General features: G+C 47.5%; 18 protein-coding genes and 1 tRNA gene. 7 read left to right on the top strand and 12 right to left on the bottom strand.

Translation table 11 applies throughout. The features are described from left to right. Positions 1-168: 168 nt before the first annotated feature. Entirely contained in the window at positions 169-2,004 is a 1,836-nt protein-coding gene (radA, locus tag NG795_RS24015; protein ID WP_367291147.1) for a DNA repair protein RadA, read from the bottom strand. A 169-nt stretch (positions 2,005-2,173) separates the two neighbouring features. Between radA and rpaB the strand changes: the two genes are divergently transcribed. The 3 genes from rpaB to NG795_RS24000 all read left to right on the top strand — a co-directional run bounded on the left by rpaB (position 2,174) and on the right by NG795_RS24000 (position 4,229). Beyond that, positions 2,174-2,902 (top strand): response regulator transcription factor RpaB, encoded by a 729-nt coding sequence (rpaB, locus tag NG795_RS24010; RefSeq protein WP_367291146.1) that lies wholly within the window; start codon positions 2,174-2,176, stop codon positions 2,900-2,902. Positions 2,903-2,997: 95 nt separating this feature from the next. After that, complete coding sequence (locus tag NG795_RS24005) at positions 2,998-3,651, top strand: cofactor assembly of complex C subunit B (protein WP_367291145.1); 654 nt, start codon at positions 2,998-3,000, stop codon at positions 3,649-3,651. A gap of 59 nt (positions 3,652-3,710) precedes the next feature. Continuing rightward, on the top strand, positions 3,711-4,229 hold the full coding sequence (locus NG795_RS24000; RefSeq protein WP_367291144.1) for a DUF456 domain-containing protein: 519 nt from the start codon (positions 3,711-3,713) through the stop codon (positions 4,227-4,229). Between the two features lie 61 nt (positions 4,230-4,290). Here NG795_RS24000 and hpsJ-A read toward each other — a convergent pair whose 3' ends face one another. The 5 genes from hpsJ-A to rfbB form a co-directional block, all read right to left on the bottom strand. Continuing rightward, the gene (hpsJ-A, locus tag NG795_RS23995) at positions 4,291-5,013 is read right to left on the bottom strand and encodes an HpsJ-like protein, cyanoexosortase A-associated (protein WP_367291143.1); all 723 of its coding nucleotides are present in this window, start codon (positions 5,011-5,013) and stop codon (positions 4,291-4,293) included. Between the two features lie 38 nt (positions 5,014-5,051). Then, entirely contained in the window at positions 5,052-5,726 is a 675-nt protein-coding gene (locus tag NG795_RS23990) for a cyanoexosortase A system-associated protein (RefSeq protein ID WP_367291142.1), read from the bottom strand. An 11-nt stretch (positions 5,727-5,737) separates the two neighbouring features. After that, positions 5,738-6,577 (bottom strand): cyanoexosortase A, encoded by an 840-nt coding sequence (gene crtA / locus NG795_RS23985; RefSeq protein ID WP_367291141.1) that lies wholly within the window; start codon positions 6,575-6,577, stop codon positions 5,738-5,740. A gap of 199 nt (positions 6,578-6,776) precedes the next feature. Next, a complete protein-coding gene (locus tag NG795_RS23980) occupies positions 6,777-7,505 on the bottom strand; it encodes a DUF4114 domain-containing protein (protein WP_367291140.1) in 729 nt (242 codons plus the stop codon). A 532-nt stretch (positions 7,506-8,037) separates the two neighbouring features. Continuing rightward, complete coding sequence (rfbB, locus tag NG795_RS23975) at positions 8,038-9,147, bottom strand: dTDP-glucose 4,6-dehydratase (RefSeq protein WP_367291139.1); 1,110 nt, start codon at positions 9,145-9,147, stop codon at positions 8,038-8,040. 240 nt (positions 9,148-9,387) lie between these two features. Between rfbB and NG795_RS23970 the strand changes: the two genes are divergently transcribed. Continuing rightward, complete coding sequence (locus NG795_RS23970) at positions 9,388-11,202, top strand: CapA family protein (protein ID WP_367291138.1); 1,815 nt, start codon at positions 9,388-9,390, stop codon at positions 11,200-11,202. Positions 11,203-11,404: 202 nt separating this feature from the next. After that, on the top strand, positions 11,405-12,304 hold the full coding sequence (locus tag NG795_RS23965; protein ID WP_367291137.1) for an alpha/beta fold hydrolase: 900 nt from the start codon (positions 11,405-11,407) through the stop codon (positions 12,302-12,304). 86 nt (positions 12,305-12,390) lie between these two features. On the opposite strand, the gene NG795_RS23960 is transcribed toward NG795_RS23965, so the two are convergent. Further along, positions 12,391-12,708 (bottom strand): (2Fe-2S) ferredoxin domain-containing protein, encoded by a 318-nt coding sequence (locus NG795_RS23960; protein ID WP_367291136.1) that lies wholly within the window; start codon positions 12,706-12,708, stop codon positions 12,391-12,393. Positions 12,709-13,025: 317 nt separating this feature from the next. Between NG795_RS23960 and NG795_RS23955 the strand changes: the two genes are divergently transcribed. Both NG795_RS23955 and nblB read left to right on the top strand, forming a co-directional pair. Continuing rightward, positions 13,026-13,490, top strand: coding sequence for a CBS domain-containing protein (locus NG795_RS23955; RefSeq protein WP_367291135.1), 465 nt, complete (start codon positions 13,026-13,028; stop codon positions 13,488-13,490). A 143-nt stretch (positions 13,491-13,633) separates the two neighbouring features. Next, on the top strand, positions 13,634-14,302 hold the full coding sequence (gene nblB, locus NG795_RS23950) for a phycobilisome degradation protein NblB (RefSeq protein WP_367291134.1): 669 nt from the start codon (positions 13,634-13,636) through the stop codon (positions 14,300-14,302). 167 nt (positions 14,303-14,469) lie between these two features. On the opposite strand, the gene NG795_RS23945 is transcribed toward nblB, so the two are convergent. From NG795_RS23945 to NG795_RS23925, 5 genes are all read right to left on the bottom strand, one after another. Next, positions 14,470-15,528 carry a diguanylate cyclase domain-containing protein gene (locus NG795_RS23945; RefSeq protein ID WP_367291133.1) on the bottom strand — a complete coding sequence of 353 codons (1,059 nt, stop codon included), beginning with the start codon at positions 15,526-15,528 and terminating at the stop codon, positions 14,470-14,472. A 781-nt stretch (positions 15,529-16,309) separates the two neighbouring features. Then, positions 16,310-17,068, bottom strand: coding sequence for an ABC transporter ATP-binding protein (locus NG795_RS23940; protein WP_367291132.1), 759 nt, complete (start codon positions 17,066-17,068; stop codon positions 16,310-16,312). Between the two features lie 78 nt (positions 17,069-17,146). Then, positions 17,147-18,361, bottom strand: coding sequence for an ABC transporter permease (locus tag NG795_RS23935; RefSeq protein ID WP_367291131.1), 1,215 nt, complete (start codon positions 18,359-18,361; stop codon positions 17,147-17,149). 226 nt (positions 18,362-18,587) lie between these two features. After that, a complete protein-coding gene (locus NG795_RS23930; protein ID WP_367291130.1) occupies positions 18,588-19,619 on the bottom strand; it encodes a WD40 repeat domain-containing protein in 1,032 nt (343 codons plus the stop codon). A gap of 740 nt (positions 19,620-20,359) precedes the next feature. Next, a tRNA-Val gene (locus tag NG795_RS23925) sits at positions 20,360-20,433 on the bottom strand. Between the last annotated feature and the right edge of the window lie 117 nt (positions 20,434-20,550).

The following is a 20,550-nucleotide window of genomic DNA, read 5'->3' as shown; positions in this document are numbered from 1 at the left end:
GCGTTTAGGGATAAGCGATGGAATGGTCGTTAAGGTTTCGGCACTGCCACCCTAGGATGAAAGATAGAGCAGAAGATTTGACGGTTGGCGATCGCCCCATCTCTCCTGTCAGGGTTGACGATCGCCTTGGGTCTTTAATCCAACCGCCATTTTGGGCCACCTCCTGGATTAAAAAACGGGATTTTCCGAATCAAAGTCATCATCAAAATCATCGTCAAACTCATTTACAAAGTTGTCAACGTTGGTCTCACCCGCCACGAGGGTACTAGACTCCTCGGAATTGGGAGTTTCAGCAAAGGCTTGATTCGCTGGACCCGGAATGGCTTCAATGATAGCGTCGAGCACTTTAGAGACAGAAATAACCTCCAATCCCAAGTCAGGAGGATTTTGGCCGTGGGGAACGATCGCCCGTTTGAATCCCAGTTTCGCTGCTTCTCGCAGGCGCAATTCTAATTGAGACACCGGACGAACTTGACCCCCTAGCCCAACTTCTCCAATAATCACCGTATGGGGATCGACAATGCGATCGCGAAAAGACGCCACTACGGCGATCGCCACCCCCAAATCCGCCGCCGGTTCGCTGACGTTCAAACCCCCGACAGAACTAACATAAGTATCCAACTTAGACAGGGGGACCCCCACTCGTTTTTCTAAAACCGCTAAAATTTGCACCAGTCGGTTACTGTCTATCCCCGTGGTAGCACGACGCGGGGACCCAAAACTGGCGGGACTGACTAATGCCTGCAACTCCACCACAATCGGACGAGTGCCTTCACAAGCCACAATTGTAGAAGAACCGGAGGAAAATTCCTCCCGACTGCCGATAAACAGCTCAGACGGGTTAGCCACTTCTTTGAGTCCATTCGCCACCATCTCAAAAACACCGATTTCATGGGTGGCACCAAATCGATTTTTCATGGAACGCAACAGACGGTGACTGGCAAAGCGATCGCCTTCAAAAAACAGCACCGTATCCACTAAATGTTCCAAAACCCTGGGTCCCGCAATCCCCCCTTCTTTCGTGACGTGACCGACAATAAATAAAGTAATATTTTCTCGCTTGGCAACCTGCATCAGCGCCGAAGTACATTCTCGGACCTGAGCGACGGATCCCGGTGCGGAAGTCAGAGAGGGAAAGTAAATCGTCTGAATACTGTCAATCACCGCTAAATAGGGTTTCAGCGATTCCAGTTCCCGCAGTATTTCTTCAAGGTCCGTTTCCGGCAATAAATAAAAGCGGGGTTCTTCTTGGGATTGAGCCGTGGCAGTTTGTTTTACGGGTTCAGAGGGCGTTTCGAGGGTCGCCTGGGTTTCCTCTAGGGGTTCTGTCTCCTCTAGCTGTTCCGTCAGTTGATTGTCGTTTTCTCGCAAGGGTTCTGGTCCTAAGTCAGGTCCAAAGGGATTTTGGGGGAGAGCAGCCGAGAGGGTGAGCCGTTCTTCTTCGTTGCGATTAAATTCTTCTATCTCTATCATCTCATCGGCGATCGCCGGAAGTTGTGGTGGGGTCTCCTCCTCCAGCACTCCATTGTCCACTCCGCTGATTAAGCGCTGAGCACGCAATTTGACTTGCAGTCCAGACTCCTCCCCCGAAACATAAAGGATCCGATGGTCTAGGGCCAGATTACTCGCCACTTGCAGCAGCAAGGTGGATTTGCCAATTCCTGGCTCTCCACCAATCAAGACCAAGGAGCCCGGGACAATGCCACCTCCGAGGACCCGATCCATCTCTCCATATCCCGAAGAACACCGAGCGATGCTCTGTTCAGCAATCTGAGATAATTTAAACGACGATCGCGGCTGTCCCTCGGATTTGTTTTGATCTCCCCCGCCCTCCCGCATCCAAGAATTTCCACTTAAACTAGGCCGGGACGGGTTGCTAGAAGTTGCCGGAATCACTTGCTCGGTTAGAGAGCCGTAAGTATCGCAGGCGGGACACTTGCCAAACCATTGGGGAAATTCGGCTCCGCACTCGTCACAAATATATTGAGTTCGCTGCTTAGGCATTCGTTCTTGATATTGACCCTGAGTAATGAGTGGAGGCAAAAAATGCGATGCGATCGATGAATTGGTCGGGAGCCGTCAGATTACTCTGCTGGCTAAGAGCAAGACAATCCAAATGGTACAGTATTAAAAATTAAAGATTAGATAAGACGCTTAAGGAGCCTTGAGTATCTTGGAAAACCATAAGGAAAAAATACTCGTAGTCGATGACGAAGCCAGTATTCGTCGAATTTTGGAAACACGGCTTTCCATGATTGGCTACGATGTAGTCACAGCGGCAGACGGGGAAGAAGCACTAGAAACCTTTCGGACGGAAAATCCAGACCTAGTGGTACTGGACGTGATGATGCCGAAGCTAGATGGCTATGGCGTCTGTCAAGAGTTGAGAAAGGAATCTGACGTCCCTATCATCATGCTAACAGCCCTGGGGGATGTGGCCGATCGCATCACGGGATTGGAGTTGGGAGCCGATGATTATGTGGTCAAGCCGTTTTCACCCAAGGAACTTGAAGCCCGGATCCGTTCGGTACTACGGCGAGTTGAGAAAACGGGTGCTTCTGGTATTCCCAGCTCGGGCGTCATTCATGTGGCGAATATCCGAATAGACACGAATAAGCGCCAGGTTTATAAGGGAGACGATCGCATTCGTCTAACCGGCATGGAGTTTAGCTTGTTGGAACTGTTGGTGAGTAAATCCGGGGACCCGTTTTCGCGCTCAGAAATTTTGCAAGAGGTGTGGGGATACACCCCTGAACGCCATGTGGATACTCGGGTGGTGGATGTGCATATTTCTCGTTTAAGGGCGAAGCTAGAGGATGATCCGAGTAATCCGGAGCTGATTTTGACGGCGAGGGGAACGGGATATCTGTTCCAGCGCATTATTGAGGCAGAGGAGGCTTAAGCAGTTGAGGATTTAGAATTTAGAATTTTGAGTTCTAAATTCTCAAGACTTTTCTGGACTCGGTTCCCAATCTGTGATGGGATGATTTTTTGAGTATGGCTAAACCGGATGGAAATGTAGTATTGCGGCGCTTACCCCTGGTTGCTGGTGGATTGGGCGGGGTGCTTTTTTTTGCCAACCGGGTTTTAAGTGTTGAAGTTACGAATTCCCAAGCGCGATCGGATGTCTTGGGGGTGATTTTAAGTGCATTGTTAATTTTAACAGGGTTACTTTGGCAGCAGGTGCAACCGAGAGCGCCGGAATCGGTGAAGTTAATTGGGGAAGAGGGGTTTGAGCTGGCACCGGATTTGCCGGAACGGAGCAAAACGGAGTTGGCATGGGCGTCCTTGATGTTGCTGACGAATACGGTAACCCGATCGCTGGTGGTGTGGTATGACGGACGAGTTTTGCTGCGCCGAGGGATTTTAGGGCCGGAAAAAGAGGTCAAACCAGGGGCGATCGTGCAACGGGCGATCGCTCAGCAGAAGCCGGTTTATTTGGTGGCCCTGAAGTTATATCCCGGACGGATTGAGTTTGACTATTTGCCGGAAAATACCCAAGGGGTGATTTGTCAACCTTTGGGCAGTCGGGGGGTGCTGATTTTGGGGGCAAATGCTCCGCGCAGTTACACGAAACAGGATGAGCGATGGATCGAAGGGATTGCTGAGAAAATAGCCGAGAATTTGAGTCATTATTTAGAGAGTGACTAAAAAATGGCTCACGAATCACCGTTCAAAATCGCTTTGCACCCGCATTCATTAAAGAGCTTATGACAATTTTGTATTGGGTACTGATTGCCGTGATGATTTTGGGCGTCATCGGCGCTGTAGTTCCGGGGGTTCCCGGATCGAGTTTAATTTTGGGATCGATTATTATTTGGGCGATCGCTCAGGGTTTTGGGACCGTGGGTTGGGCATTAGGGGTGGCGATCGTCGTTTTACTACTCAGTGTGAGCATCGACTTATTAGCCACCTATTTCGGGGCTAAACGAGGCGGGGCCAGTAAGTGGGGACAAATCGGGGCGATCGTTGGCTTTTTCTTCGGCTTTTTAGGGCTACTCCCAGCCTTACCCATTGGAGGCCCTTTACTCGGCATTTTTCTGGGTCCTCTGTTAGGAGCAATCATTGGAGAATACCTCTACCGACGGGATATCAACATTGCCGTCAAAGCTGGGATTGCCGTTGTGGTGAGTTCCGTCATCGGTAATTTAATTCAGGGAGTCCTGGCCTTAGCCGTCGTTATCTTCTTTGTAGCCACGACTTGGCCGCCACCGGGTTTAGGATTATAAAAAAATCATCCCAGGGACTGGAAACTTTTATTCTCCAGTCCCTTCCCCTTTATTCCCTGATTTACCGAGCCCAACCCGTTCCCCGCCAAATCATAAAAAACAGGACACTAGCAACCAACGCCCCCAGATTCCATTTCACTGAATTTTTGAGTAAAGTCTGGCGCTGATTTTGGATCTGCTGTTGGGATTGAACCTGCACTCGTTCTTTCGCCGTAGGAATATTGGTGAGAATATCGGCTTTTAGCTGTTCCGTATTTTGTCCATCCACCGGCAACCCCAATCGATTTAGTTCCAGGGCTAAAGTTTGCAGTTGTTCAGGTGTTCCGGTTTGGACTTGCTCCTCAATTTGTTGTAATAGCGACAACTCTTGTTGAGCTTGGGTGTTAATTTGATTCGTGGTATTGGTATTAATCCGCCCGGTATTGATAACCCCTAACGGAATCATTAACAGAGATAGCACCGCCAGTAGTAAAGTCACCCAAGACAGAACTTTTAAAAGAAGATCTTCTAACCGATTGCGGTTATAGTCTTCCCCAAAAAAAACAAGGGCTAGGCCCAATAAGGGGACAGGCACTCGCTCAACCAATCCTCCCATTGTTTGTAATTCCCAGGCAGGATTCATGAAATTGGGGGCAATAAAAAGCTGTATCGTATCAAATAAGGCTAATACTAATAAGCCATAGCCAATCAGCCGAAGCCGACCAATAGAGCGCAATTGATCGGCACTAAACCGCAAAAGTTCATCAACGGAACGAGTCAGATCGAAACCTTCAGATTTAGTCATAAATTTTGCATCCCTGTTGAGAATAGGGTTAACACAAATTAAGGGTCAGGAAAACGCGGTTGCCACCAAGCATACCAAGAAACCCAAGCTTTTTCCAAGACTGGATAGGCTTGCTCGGCAGTAGTATCTTCTAACGGCATAGAGAGAACAGTCCAGAGGCAACGAAAATCTCGCAGTTCTTGTTGACCCAGCAACCAAGGGACCAAACGAGAAACCTGCAAATCATAAGTATTGCGGTTGTTCCGAAACTGTTCGGCAGTGACGGTACTCCCCCCGTATGGGTTGATACAGGAACTGAGATAGGCTCGCTCTGCTGTTGCAGCAAGACCGTAGAACCCTATTCCTTCTTGGTGATGTATGGTTAGTTTACCAGGGTAGGTCTCAGAATTGAGATGCTTGTTTAGCATAGTTTTGATATCGCCATCGGTGTCAATGACGTAGCGCATCTCAATATCTAGCGAAAATTTATTTTGCTGATGCTGATATCGATAAACTCTCGCTGCGATTAAGTTTGAGGTGTTTTGAGCGGGGAGTGAATCACTCTCTAATGGCTGCCACTCCGTTAGGGGAATGTCTGGGGGAAAACTAAAGTCAGCGGATGGACCTTTTTCAGGATTGGAATAAAGTAAAGATTTTCCTACAACGACCAGGACACTGCTGAAGGTCAGAGCTAATAAAAAAATCCGCAAAGGTTTCCAGTACATTTTCTGCATGATGCGGAGATCTAAGGATCAATTTTCAGGTTTTCTGGCTCATTTCGCAGGATAAAGAACCAGCAAAATAACCCCAGAAGGAATACGCCAAACATGGAAAAAATTAGGGAACCGTCTCCATAGTGCCAATATTCAAATGATTCTTTAGTAGAATAGGCAACCAAAAATGCCATGAGGGCGACCCGAATTCCATTAACAATAAAGCCCAGAATGATAGCAGCGAGGGGAATATATATTTTCTGTTTCCTTGTTGTCGGAAACATAAATAAAAATAAAATAGATAGTCCCAATAATTGCAGAATGGCACTGTATCCGGAACAGCCGGAGTAAACTTCAATACTTCCCGTGGGTAGGTTAACGTAGATTCCTTGCCGAGTGACTGGAAATCCTAAGTACCACAGAATCAAGGCAGAAAATTTAGCGGTTAAGGGAGAAATATCAAAAATTCGTAATAATAAGCCGGTCGAAATCGACATAAAGCCTAAAATAAAGAGTTCCTGCCAGTATTGCTTTAGTCCTTTAATACCGGAAGCGATGAAGGCTAGGCCGATTCCTGACAGGAATGGAGAAAGACGAAGAAAAATATCATAACTATTTAGGGTTGCACTTTTGAGCAGGATTAATGCGACGATCGCCACTCCCAAAAGGCTAGAAATAGGCCCACTTTGCAGTTTAAAAGATTCATATCTTTCCCAAATGAGAAAGGCAGCCCCCCCCCAAAAGAGAAGACTGGTACCGACGACATCGACGGGAGCATATTTCCACATCAACGTGATGTTGATGGTCATTAATCCAGCTGCGATTCCCAATAACCAATATTTTGGTTCTTGTAGCGTTTGCACAAAAGACATTTTGAATTCCCCACAGAGCGTTAATGTAGGATGAATGCCGAATGCTACCGATGATTGAGGGGCCGATCGCCTTAGAATACAGTGCTTGAATGGCCCATCGCGATCGCCGTGTAAGCAAAAGCAGTTGACACCATTGCCAACTGCCCTATTCTACTAAATTGACGGCTCATTTAGAGAACCCTGTCCTCTCATGACTGACTTAGGCTTCAGTGGTGCGGCGTTTGCGAGAGCGACGAGCGGCAGCAAGACCAGCAGCACCCAAAGCTAGTCCACCCATTGTCAAGGGTTCAGGAACTGCCTCTGCGGTCACAACAAAGTCATTAAAGTCATTATCTCCATTTCCAAACTGGATATCTTCAAAGGCAATGGCTACAGAGCCAGTTAATGGATTGCCAGACAGGAAGGTGTTGGCTCCGGCCAAAGTTTGACCTTCTGCTGCACCAGTGGATCCGAAAGCAGCACGCTGGGAATTGGTACCCTTCAGGTTCAGGCTGGAGGTGCTATAGACCGGTCCTCTATCAGCATCCTTCCAAGTGCTGACCAACCCCAGGGTATAAACTTTATTCGCTAAGAACTTAAAGGAGCTGTTTACCTGTTCAACAGCGTTACCTAATGTTCCTTTGAATCCGTTGTTTGCTCCACCATCGAAAGGTTTTACTTCGTTGAACAGCACTCCATCATCTACTGCTTGTAGCTTGCCATTTTGGAGCACCTCAAAGATTTTCAGGGTGGATTGGTAAGCTCCATTAGAACTGCCAAAATTAAACCGGAGTTCTTGGTCGGTGTCAAAGCTAATCCCATTCGTACCAAAGGTGAAGGCGTTGGCTGGACCAGCCACTCCAAACATTGCTGTTGCTGTTGCTGCTGTTATTCCGATAATTAGTGTTTTGTTCACTTTCTGCACTCCTTTGTTTTTGTGTTGCATCATTGAAACTTAAATTTTTGTATATAGCAATCGAATGAGGTTGAAAGAGATGGATTAGTTTCCTATTTCCCCGAAAAGGGTGAACTCAAAACTGTCCAAACCCATGAATTTCTATCAAAAGTGATTTATGATTGCTATATCTGTTTCTATGATGGCCTAATTTAGGGCTAGAGGCTAGAGGCTTTATTGAATCTTCACAATAATCTCTGGCCCTGGAAAATATAGGCTTTGATAGGTTTGCCCTTCTTACAATAATATACTCCCATCGCCGGATAAAAGCTGCGATCGCTGCGGCTTGGTTTTAGTGATCTCGATCGCAAGCTCAAAACAGATATTTCGGCGTTCGCTGATTGGACAAAAAGAGTAGGGGAAAATCTCCGTACTTCTACGGAGATTTACTCACGAAATATTCAGAGTATTAATGCCTGAATGGGTTGACCCATTCTGTCCGATCGCCCTGATGTAGTCAAAACACCCTGTAAACCTACGGAACTGATGATGGCGATCGCCTCAGCCATTCTAGGTCCCTAACCCCTTAATTGGCATAAACCTGGCGATAATAGTCCTGATACTGCGGAGAAAGTAGAGGACGCCACCACTCTTGATGAGTCAAATACCATAGGACCGTTTGGCGTAGACCCTCTTCCACTGTTACTGTTGGGGTCCAGCCTAACTCAGTCTTAATTTTTGTGGCATTGATCGCATAGCGGCGGTCATGGCCCGGTCTATCCTTAACAAAGGTCATCAATGACTCGCAAGGGCGCACGGGCAAATCGGGAGCCAACTCATCCATCAACTGACACAACATCCTTACCAAGTCGATATTTTTGACTTCATTATTACCCCCAATATTATAAGTTTCTCCCGGGGTCCCTTGATGAATCACCACATCTAACCCCCGGCAGTGGTCCTCCACATACAACCAGTCCCGAATATTTTGCCCATCCCCATACACAGGTAACGGTTTCCCAAGTAGCATATTAATGCACATCAGGGGGATTAGCTTTTCTGGGAAATGGTAAGGGCCATAATTATTGGAGCAATTCGTAATCAGGGTGGGGAGACCGTAGGTGTGATAATAGGCACGGGCTAAATGGTCACTTCCTGCTTTGGAAGCAGAATAAGGACTGTTGGGTGAGTATGGAGTCTGCTCTGTGAACCCTGGATCCTCCGGTCCCAGACTGCCATAGACTTCATCTGTGGACACATGGAGAAAAATCGGTCCCCGTTCTCCCGAGTTAGGAACTGGCAAAGTTTGCCAGTGATTCCGAAAGGCTTCTAACAGGGTAAAACTACCAACCACATTGGTTTGAATGAATGCTGCGGGACCTAAAATAGAGCGGTCTACATGGGATTCTGCGGCAAAGTGGGCGACGGTATCGATCGCCTCATCTTTGAGCAGAGTTTCCACCAAGGGGCGATCACAGATATTCCCCTGAACAAACCGATAGTTCTCGTTGCCTTCGAGACTGGCTAAATTTTGGGGATTACCCGCATAGGTAAGGGCATCAAGGACCACGAGGCGATCGCCGGGATAGCGCCGACACCAGTAATGAACGAAGTTCGCGCCAATAAACCCGGCACCACCAGTCACTAATACTCGACGGGACTTTCGATTTTGAGGGGAGTTCAGACTAGAGGTCATGCAGATAGCTTCTCTATTTCTTAGCAAACTTCTTCAAAAATACCCTGAAAATCGCCGCGAAGAGTGACCCCGATCTTGTAATAGATCACTATCGGCACAGTATTTGCATACTTCAAAGGGGTTTGAACACAGAAGTGGCTATTCTAAGCGGATCAATCGCCATCCCATCAGAGGGCTTACCCTGTCCAATTTCTACCCCTAACATTACAAACTCTATTTATTGGTGTGAGGAGACGGATTGTGGACGCGCAAAATATCGTGAATTTAGCAAAGCAAGGAGATCCAGGGGCGATCGCCGTATTGCTGAATCAAGCATTACGAATCAGGAACATGACCGCCCAAGTAGTTCGTAACGACAATCGGCTGCATATCCTCTTAGAAGCCGATCGCATCCCCGATCGCCAAGCTTATATCGCCTACATTCAGGATGGATTAACTCGTCTGAATGTCCGTTCCATTCACTCCGTCCGGGTTTATGCCCGACAAATTGGGCAAAAAGTTCCGGCATGGGATGAAGCCTTTGAGTTCGGCAAAGCCACCATTAGCCCCCTATCTTCTCCCTCGGCTGCCCCAGAGAAACCGGCTTCAGAACCCGTTGCCATTCCGGAATCCTTGCCCATTGCGATAGACAAACCTTTAATCTCCTCGAATCCTTCCGTCCCTTCCGTAGAGACATCGGCACAGGCCCCCAGGCAGAGTAGCAACCCTCAGAGCGATCGCCTCCTAAGCGATCCAGTGATACCCCAACCGGCGATCGCCGAGATAAACAACAACCCACCGCGAAAGACAGTCCCCTCGAAAACATCCCAGGCGATCGGCCATACCCTGAAAATTGTCTTACCCACCCTGGGAATCATGAGCCTGATTCTCGGCACAGGTTGGGACTTATTCAGAAACGGCGAAAAATTCCATCCCGCCGTTCTTTTATCCACCGCTTCCAAAACCCTAGCTACAGTCAAACTCCCTAATCCCCCTGAATTCCCATCTTTTGCAGCCCGTTCCAACTCCCTCCAACCCTTACAAGCCGACAACATTCTTAACAACTTCCAACAACTTTCTGAAATTGTTGACTCTTCCATTCCCAACCGGCCTATTACCATTAAAGCGGTTGGAGATATTATCCCGGGAGTGGACTTTCCTATAAATAAGCTTCACCCCCAGCCGGAGCAACTTTTTCAGGGTGTCACCCCTTATTTACAAGGAGCTGATTTAGTTTTTGGTAACTTTGAAAGTACCTTAACCGCTCATCCCTATTCAGGAAAAGATGTCAGTCGTCCCAATGTTTTTGCCTTTCGTACTCCGCCCAGTTATACCCGCCTATTAAAAGAGGCGGGTTTTAACGTTTTAAGTGTCGCGAACAATCATTCATTGGATTTTACGGACCAAGGCTTTGAAGATACTATCAAAAATATAGAGGAGGCGGGAATGGTTGCCGCCAGCAGGAAAGGGGAAATTGCTTATACCACTGTGAATGACATCCCCATCGCCTTTATTGGGTTTAGTACCTACTCCTATCACAACTCTATTCTTGATTTAGAGGCAGCAAAAGCGCTGGTTGCGGAAGCCCAGGAAAATGCTACCCTGGTGGTGATTTCGTTTCATGGCGGTGCAGAAGGAACCGGCGCGGTCCATGTTAAAAACCGCACGGAAACCTTTTTTAGCGAAAACCGAGGGAATTTGGTGGAATTTTCCCGGGCGATGATTGATGCAGGGGCGGATTTAGTATTAGGTCATGGTCCTCATGTTCCCCGGGCATTAGAGGTTTATAATGGCAAATTAATTGCTTATTCTTTAGGCAATTTTATGGGATATCGCAGTTTTTCAACGGTGGCGGAATTGGGATATTCTTTAATTTTGGAAGCACAGATTGATTTAGAAGGTAATTTTATAGCCGGTCAGATTATTCCTATTCATTTGGATAGTAAAGGGATTCCCAGCTATGATTCTCAAAATCGCACGGTGAAATTAATGCAAAAATTAACCCAGAGCGATTTTCCTGAAACTCCCCTTTCTATCGAAGCGGATGGAAAAATTGTGAAGGTAGATGGGGAGTAAAAGGGGTAAGTTAAGCGGGAAGTAATGGCTCACGGGAAGGGGATGAAAAGAGGTGAGGCGAGGGTTTGAGATGAGGCCAAATGAGAGGATGCAGCTCGGAAATGCAAGGACGGGATAGAGTTTCACCATAGCCCGTTGCCCTTTACAATCCTTTACAATGAAGAGAGTTCTTTGTTTCTATTGCAAAAAATCGTATTAAGTGATGCAGGTAACCTCGTCAATCAACACTGAGCCGATACCGGGTGGATACTGGGAATGGGCCGATCGCCCTATTTATTACGTCCGTGCTGGCGATCGCCGTCCCGATAGACCCCCCCTGCTGCTGATTCATGGTTTTGGGGCCTCGACGGATCACTGGCGGAAAACAATCGCTGGGTTACAAACGGAGTTTGAGGTTTGGGCGATCGATTTGTTGGGTTTTGGGCGATCGGCTAAACCCAACTGCACTTACAGTGGAGAACTCTGGCGGGACCAATTACAAGATTTCATTCACACCCATATCGGCCAACCTACAGTGGTTGTCGGCAACTCCCTGGGAGGATATGCCGCATTATGTTTAGCAGCTCACTATCCCGAATCCGTTGCTGGGGTTGTGTTACTCAATAGCGCAGGTCCCTTTACTGAAACCGAACCCCTCCCGGAACCGCCCTTCTATCGGAAAGCGATGAATTCTGCCTTGAAAGCAGCATTTCGTCAAAATTGGGTGAGCTTCCTCCTCTTCCAATGGACCCGCCGCCGTGCCACCATTCGGAAAACCTTGATGAAAGTTTATCTGGATCCCTCCGCCGTGACGGATCAACTGGTGGAGGAAATTTATCGTCCCTCTTGCGATCGCGGTGCGGCACAAGTATTCGCCGGGATTTTTAAAACGTCACCGGGGGAAAAAGTAGATAGATTGCTCTCCCAACTTAAGGCTCCCCTGTTAACCCTGTGGGGAGAAGGAGATCCCTGGATGAAAATCCAGGAACGTAGCGAGAAGTTTCGCCAATATTATCCCCAGGTTACGGAATATTTTCTCAAGGCAGGCCATTGTCCTCATGATGAAATTCCCGATCGCGTCAATGAATTAATTCGCGATTGGGTTCTGTCTAAGGTGCGGTAATCATCGGACAAAACGGAGAGAGTCACCGGAAGTCGCCTTGTTATTCAGGAGAAAAAGGGGCGATCGCTCCTTTTTCCTGGAATCGTCTAAAACGAAAATTTGAAATGAATTCTGGGATTGAGGAGCCCATCCACGGGCTCACCGTTTTCTAAATGTTCGACTACAATCACAGGAACATCAGCCGGTGTGACCCGACAATACCAAACATTATCCGGGTTGACTTTAACCGTGGGACCCGAGCTACATTGTCCCAAACAACCGCTGCCATTAACCGTGACTCCGGGGGGGAGTGGCGTCTGCTGAAAGGCTTTCAGAACCGCTGGGGAGCCGTGGCGCTGACAAGATTGGTGCTGACAAACGGAAATATTCCGATACAGAGGGTCTGGGGAATCGGGGGGTGTCATAGCCTATACAGGGACATAAATCTTTACAATACTGATTCTAACTGCCAGAGTCTGTGGTTTCCTGGTGGATCTGCACTTCCCCAGAACTTTCACCCCCCTGTTAAAACATCGACTTTTGTCCGAATATCTGAGAAAATCTCCCTTACGGTTACTTGAATTTTAAAGGTGACCTGAGTGGGCTACAACTTGGGATCGGGGGAAAAAACAGATCAGGCTGGGTTTAAGCCATCAAGTTTGACCCCACAGATGCAGCCAGACGAATAGCTCAATGTTTTAGATGACCCTCACAAATTAGCTTGAGATAAAAATAAAAGAAGATGGCGAAAACAGTTGCCGAGATTATGACCCGAGATCCGCTCGTCGTGACTTCACAGACGTCTTTGGATGAGGCGATTCAGATTATGGCGGAACGGCGGTTCAGTGGACTTCCCGTGGTGGATGCGGAGGGAAAGTTGATGGGGATTATTTCCCAGGGAGACTTGATGTGGCGGGAAAGTGGGGTGACGCCGCCGCCCTATATTATGGTGCTTGATAGTGTGATTTATTTAGAAAATCCCGCTAAATATCAGCGGGATTTACATAAGGCTCTGGGACAAACCGTGGGGGAAGTGATGACCAAAAATCCTCAAACGATTAGACCGGATAAGTTTTTACGAGAGGCGGCAGAATTGATGCATGAGAAGGGAGTAAATCGCTTGCCGGTAATTGATTCAGAGGGTAAGCCAATTGGAATCCTGACTCGGGGAGATATTGTGCGGGCAATGGCAACTGAGGAAGGGTAAGAATTGACATTCCCCAGGGGATAGGTTTGAGGTCCGAATGGACAAAAAATGCTGAATGATCCTCACAAACCGATGGATTAAGGGGACTGAAGATCCGTTTAATTTGGGCTAAGGAATATCAGATAAGGAACAGATCATAAAAAATGAACGTTACTCCAGAGTCAGTAAGGGAATTACTGCATTCAGAAACAATGGGCGATCGCCTACGCGGAGTGAATCAACTTCGACAACTGGAACCGGCGATCGCGTTAGAACTGATTTTACCGACGATTCAAGATAGCAGTGCGCGGGTGCGGTATGCAGCAGTCAGTCAAATGGCCAGTTTAGGCAAGCTGGATCGGGATGTTGCCTTAACGGTCCTGCGCGATCGCCTGTTAAATGATTCTGAAACGGATGTCCAAGCAGCAGCGGCGGACTCTCTAGGGGGTTTGCAATTAACGGAAGCATTTGAAGAGTTGCAACAAATCTATCACAATACCTCTGAATGGCTGCTTAAACTCAGTATTGTTGCGGCTTTAGGAGAATTGGGGGATAGTCGGTCTTTTGAAATTTTAGAAGATGCCCTGAATTCTTCAGAAAGTCTCATTAAAACAGCGGCGATCGGGTCGTTCGGGGAACTGGGCGATCGCCGAGCTACTGCATTATTAATTCCCTACGCTACCGATGCGGATTGGCAGATTCGCCATCGCGTCGCTCAAGCCTTGGGACTGCTCGGGGGTCCTGAAGTTCGTCCCGTCTTAGAAACATTGGCCCAAGATGAAGTTTCCCCGGTGGCACAAACGGCACAAGTCAGTTTATCCGCCGTGGTTTGAAGAGAAAAAGGGTGGGAATTTCCCACCCTTTTTCATTCTTTCAAAATTAGGGCAATTCACAACTGAACATCTCCTTGAGCAATTTGTCTGCTGTGTTAAGCCCCGATAAATTTTCATTCACCTAAACCGAGTCATAGAGTCCTAAGATTTTAACTCGGAGAGTTTTCTTAATTGGGGAGGATAAAAATTTTTAAAATCAGGCGATCGCGCCCCGATTCTTTCGCCTGATAGAGGGCTTTATCCGCAATAGAAATCAACTCACAGGGGGCTGTATTCCGACAGGGAATCGTGGCAGTCACCCCCAAACTAATGGTAATAAATTCACTCACGGAAGAAGTCGGATGGGGAATCTGTAAATTGCGGATTTCTGTCCTAATTTTTTGGGCCACACTCACTGCCCCTGCTGCATCCGTATTGGGAAGCAACACGGCAAATTCTTCTCCCCCATAACGGGCCACCAAATCGCCGGGACGGTTGACTGCACGACGCAGCGCCTCTGCAACTTGTTGTAAACATTCGTCCCCGGCTAAATGCCCGCAGGAATCGTTGTAGCGCTTAAAAAAGTCTACATCACACAAAATCAAAGACAAAGAGGAGGGATTTTGGACAAAATGAGTTTCTGTTCCGGCATTTTTCGCCGAAACACTTTCCCGAATCAGTCGCCGCCACTCATGTTCTAATGCTTGGTCAAAACCTCGCCGATTGGCAACCCGAGTCAACCCATCCAGAAACGCTAGACGCTGCAACTCTTCATTCGCCGCTTGTAGCTGTCGATAAAGCTGCGCTTGTTCTAGCAACCGTCTCACCCGTTGACGCAAAACTGCCCAGTGAATCGGTTTCGTGACGAAATCTACCGCACCCACCTCGAATGCGTGATCCACCGATTTACTGTCCTCAAGACTGGTAATCATTAAAATAGGGGTATGGGATGCAAAGTCATACTCCCCAGAATCATCCTCAAACATGGCTTGCAGCTTAGTACAGCAAGTAAAACCATCCATAACAGGCATGATGGCATCCACTAAAACCATATCGGGATGCAGGCGAATATAAGCCTCTAAACCCTGAAGGCCATTTTCCGCCTCGGCTACTCGGTAGCCTTCTTTTTCCATGACTTGACGGAGGAGATCCCGCATAAAACGGTCATCATCGACGATCAAGATCAGGGGCGGTTCTTTATCCGGAGTCGATGATTTTTTAATTGCGCCCGCTATAGGATTCTCCATTCGCCTATCATTAAGTACCCTAGTCCATCCCCTTGTGAGTCCCGTCGTTGTGTATTTTAACGATGGCATTTTTATAAAATAACTCCCTTGAGCTCATTATGAATCATCGATTGCCCCCTTGTGAGCGATCGCTTACGTCCCTAGAAGTGACCTTCCGTAGTAGATCGGCGTGACTTCCATCACCTGCATCGGACCTAAACCGGGTGACTTGACCTCAGTAGTAGGGACTTTCTGACCCCGGATTGAAGCCAGAATCAAGGGGAATCTATCCCTCACACTCAGGGTTTCAGAGGCCCCACTTCTGCAATCCCATTCCCAAGTCATACAGACCCGTTTGAGTTCCTTCCTGCTTGAGAAAATCTGAACCCCAAACCGTTGATGACTAATCTGGCCCGCTTTTATCCGGGTGACTGGCTAGTTTTAGGGGATTTTCACTTTTGTGAGTGCGAAATTCTCTCCTATGTTTTGGACAGAAACTCCTTTTAATCTCTTTCCCATAATAAATAAGTTAAGGCCGTGAAACCTTCTACTCTAGGTAGATTTATCAGCCGAGAGCGGCTGTTTTTTTTGGAGTCACGTTTCTGCTGTTCATGAGGCTTAAGCCGGTTGCCAATTTTTTTTGTTTAAATAAGCTGCTATCGGGGAAGTAATTCCCTTCCCTCAATTATGAAGGATTGCGATCGCTCTTTCTCTAGTGCATGGTGTACTATCCCCTGGGCGCGGCGCACTGACATTGAGCTAGGCTAGGACCATCCAATTTGAATGCTATAAAGCTTAACCTTTAAAACGTAGCGCCATGCAAATCAGCCGGGGTGAGATGGGATTGTATGACCTCTCCATCGCGAAACATGACAATTCGTTTACTGGCGCGGGCAACTTCGGGTTCATGGGTAACCATCACGATGGTCATGCCACTGGCATTTAGTTCTGAGAAAATATGAATAACTTCTTCGGTGGTTTTGGTATCTAAAGCGCCGGTAGGTTCATCCGCTAAGAGTAAAACAGGTCGATTGACGATCGCCCGGGCGATCGCTACCCGTTGTTGTTGTCCCCCAGACATCTGATTCGGCTTATTATTCATCCGGTTTTCTAGGCCCACCCTTGTTAATGCCTCCATCGCTCGTTCCCGTCGTTCCGATGCGGCAACCCCCGCATATACCATCGGCAACATCACATTTTCTAAGGCGCTCAGTTGAGCTAACAAATGATATTGTTGAAAAACAAATCCTAACTTTAAATTCCGAATTTTGGCTAAATTCGCATCTTCCATTTGGGTCACATCGACTTGATCGAGATAATAATATCCGCTACTGGGTCTATCCAAGCAACCAATAATATTCATGGCGGTAGATTTCCCCGAACCCGATGCACCCATGATTGAGCAATATTCTCCTTCATAAATGCTTAAATTAACCCCTTTGAGGGCTTGCACTTCTGTATTCCCGGACCCGTAAATCTTGTAAACATCTTTGAGTTCAACGATCGCCGATTTTTGTTCGGGAATCGGTAGAGTAGATTGGAGTTGATTTTGAGAGTTCATAGTAACCTTTAATTCAGTAAATTCCCAGATAAAACAAGGACCAATGACTCATAACTAATGACCAATGACCCAATTCAATTACTCACTTCTTAAAGCTATAATCGGGTCTAGTTGGGCTGCACGACGGGCAGGAACCACGCCAAAAAATAAACCGATGCCTCCAGAGACACTGGTTGCCAGGGCGATCGCCATTCCTGACACGCCCGCCTCAAAAGGCGTGACTAGGGCAATCAAAAAAATTCCCCCCACCCCAATGCCAATGCCGACTGCACCCCCCGCCACCGATAGAATCACTGCTTCTATGATGAACTGAATTAAAATATCTTGCTGAGTTGCGCCGATCGCCTTGCGTAAGCCAATCTCCTGAGTCCGTTCCGTCACGGATACCAACATAATATTCATAATCCCAATCCCACCCACCAGCAGGGAGATACTTGCCACCGCTGCGAGTAACACCGTTAACGCGCCGGTAATGGCATCAAAGGTATTCATTAAATCTTGCTGATTCTGAACGAAAAAATCATCTTCCTCCGTAATTCGATGGCGCAGACGCAGCAAATTTTCAATCTGAAACTGTGCCATTCCCATCCCTTCTTCATTGGCGATCGTCACCCAAATAAAAGACAACGGGAGTCCATAAGGCGATTGTCGTCCCAGGATTCTATTCGCCATAGTCGTAATGGGAATTAACGCGGTTTCGTCGTAGTTCGTACCAAAGGATGCTCCTTTCGGTTTCATCACCCCAATCACTTCTAGGCTGACATTTTTGATGCGGACCTTTTCTCCAATGGGGTTGCTGTCTCCAAATAAAGCAATGGCTAAATCTGAACCTAACGCCACCACTGGATTGCTGCGTTGAACATCTAATTCATTTAAAAATCGTCCCTTTTCTACCTCAAAGTTGCGGACGTTCAGAAAATCGGGCATGGTGCCAAATATCAATGCTGAAAAGTTTTGATTGCCATAGCGCACCAGTTCGCTGCCGTTGAGTTCTGGAGAGACCCCATTAAGCCCCGGGACTTGGGAGGCGATCGCCTTGGCATCGTCCAAGACCAAAGTTTGTGGCGGTCCTCCTAATCTCCGGCTATTCCGATTCCCGGGGGCAATAATCAATACATTCGTTCCTAGGGATTCTATTTGTCCGCCAATAAAATTTTGCGCCCCTGACCCCACCCCAACGGTAGCAATCACGGCAGCATTCCCGATAATAATCCCCAACATCGTCAAGGTACTGCGGGTTTTATTGGCCACGAGGGTTTTTGTGGCCATATCCAGGCTTTCCCATAGGTTCATGGCGGTCTCTCCTTGCCCTAAAATTAACTGTTAATGCTTTAAGTGTTATCCCCCCTAAAACCCTTTTAATTTAACCTGAAAATATTAAAATCCTGTAAAAGCCGGGATGATTTTCTTTCCAGTTAGACGGCATCCACAGGAGAATTATCTGAGTTTGTTCAGAGAAAATGCCAGGACTGCCTATCTGGAGAAATATCCCGGTTTTTTCTTTGAAAATTGGCTGAGTTTATGGAGTCGTAGCTCTCCAAATTTTAATGGTTTGGTCGGCACTGGCACTGGCTAGGGCCTGTCCATCGGGACTAAAGGCAACGGAGAGGACTCTCCCTTGATGATTGTTAAAGAGGGTTCGCAGAGAACCATTTTCGACATTCCACAGGCGCAGGGTGCGATCGGCACCCCCACTAGCAAGCAGTTGACCATCGGGACTAAATGCCACCGCTAGGACCCAATCCGCATGACCCGTTAAGGTGCTTTTCAACGACCCGGTGTTGACATCCCATAACTTGATGGTGTGATCGGCACTGGCACTGGCGATGGTTTGTCCATCGGGACTAAAGGCGATCGCGGTAATCGGGCTAGAATGCCCTTCAATGGAGCGCCACCTTCTGCCATTAGGCATTCTCCAAAAGCGGATGGTGTTATCGTAGCCCCCACTCACTAAGGTATTGCCATCGGGACTGACGGCGACTGACCAGACAAAGCTGGAATGCCAGTTGAGGGTGCGCCGTTCTCGTTCGGTGCTGACATCCCACAGGATGATGCTGCGATCGGCACTGGCAGAGGCGAGGGTTTGTCCATCGGGGGTGAAGGTGACCCCACGAACCGCAAAGGTATGACCCAATCGCGTCCCGGTTAAAATGCCCTGATTCACATCCCACAACTTGACGGTGAGATCGGTACTGGCACTGGCTAAACCTTGTCCATCAGGACTAAAAGCGAGGGAATTCACATCATCTGAATGTCCCAGCAGGGTGCGAATCAATTCCCCACTTGTCCAATTCCAGAGATTGATTGTATTATCTCGACTGCCACTGGCTAGGATGCTGCCATCGGGACTAAATTTTAGGGCTCCTACCCAACTGGTGTGTCCTTCCAGGGTTTTGTCTAAGATAAAAAGGGGTCCGGATTGCTGGTTCAGGCTCTCGCTTGAGGGAGGCTGGATTTGCGAATGGGCCACTTGCGACCGATCCTGGAGGGCGATCGCGAAGGTTAAACTTATTAAGCTAGAAAGTAAAAACCAGCGCCAAGATAATCTCATGTTCAGGTCCGATCCTCTATATTTCTTTGGGTTGCAATCAAGAAGATACTCTTTTTTTTTGAAAAGTTCATCTTTAATCCATAGTTATACCCTTAGAGGGGTTAGTTTTATGAGATCGGTAAGACCTCGCCGATCTGCTATCCCCCCTTCCTGCGGTGGCCTTGTGGAGTGGGGAACCGTTGGACCGACCTCCTTGATGACCCTGCACCTCTCCCTAACTCCTCAAATGTTTTTCACGGAAAAACCTTGGCTATTTTTAGGAGAATTCCTGATTTTTGCCTATTATTTATTTTACAAAAACATATTTTAAAGTGAGAAAATCAATATTTTTAAACTCTCTAAAAATCAGAATCATAGGTTGTTTCCCGTAGTTTTATCCCTCCACTAACCTATCGTAATTTACCTCTAACCCGGTCATAAAAGACACAACAATTTTATCAAAAATTCACCAGTCATAACCGTTGGAGGCGTTCCCCAGAGAAAGGTTTGGAGATGTTTTATTCCTAGAAGTGATGGCTTGCTGGTTGTACTTTGGAGGAGTAACTGCCTTCACTGGCGGAACTTGGCAGGCGATCGCCTCTGCCTCAGTGCGCAACCCACTGATTTTTTTAAAGCAAAATAGGCCCCTTGAACACCGACGGGTCAAAGGCAACTGATTGAATCCCTTTTATCCACAGAATCACCAGTAATCGGGTATCTCTGGCCAATTCCCAGTTCAGGTTCATAAATTAAGCTTTGAATGGACACAACTGGACTCGAACCAGTGACCCCCACGATGTCAACGTGGTGCTCTAACCAACTGAGCTATGCGTCCTTGCCAACAGTTTATAAATGTAGCATAAGGGCTTGGAAAAAAGCAAGGGGTTTTTTGAAATTTGTTGAATTTCTGGTGAAATCCTTACAGAAACTCGATTTTAGCTGATCCAGCCTC

The organism is Laspinema palackyanum D2c, assembly GCF_025370875.1.
In the GTDB taxonomy this organism is placed as follows: domain Bacteria; phylum Cyanobacteriota; class Cyanobacteriia; order Cyanobacteriales; family Laspinemataceae; genus Laspinema; species Laspinema palackyanum.
Note: the sequence above shows the minus strand (reverse complement) of the source record. Positions and strands in the feature narration are given on the sequence as shown.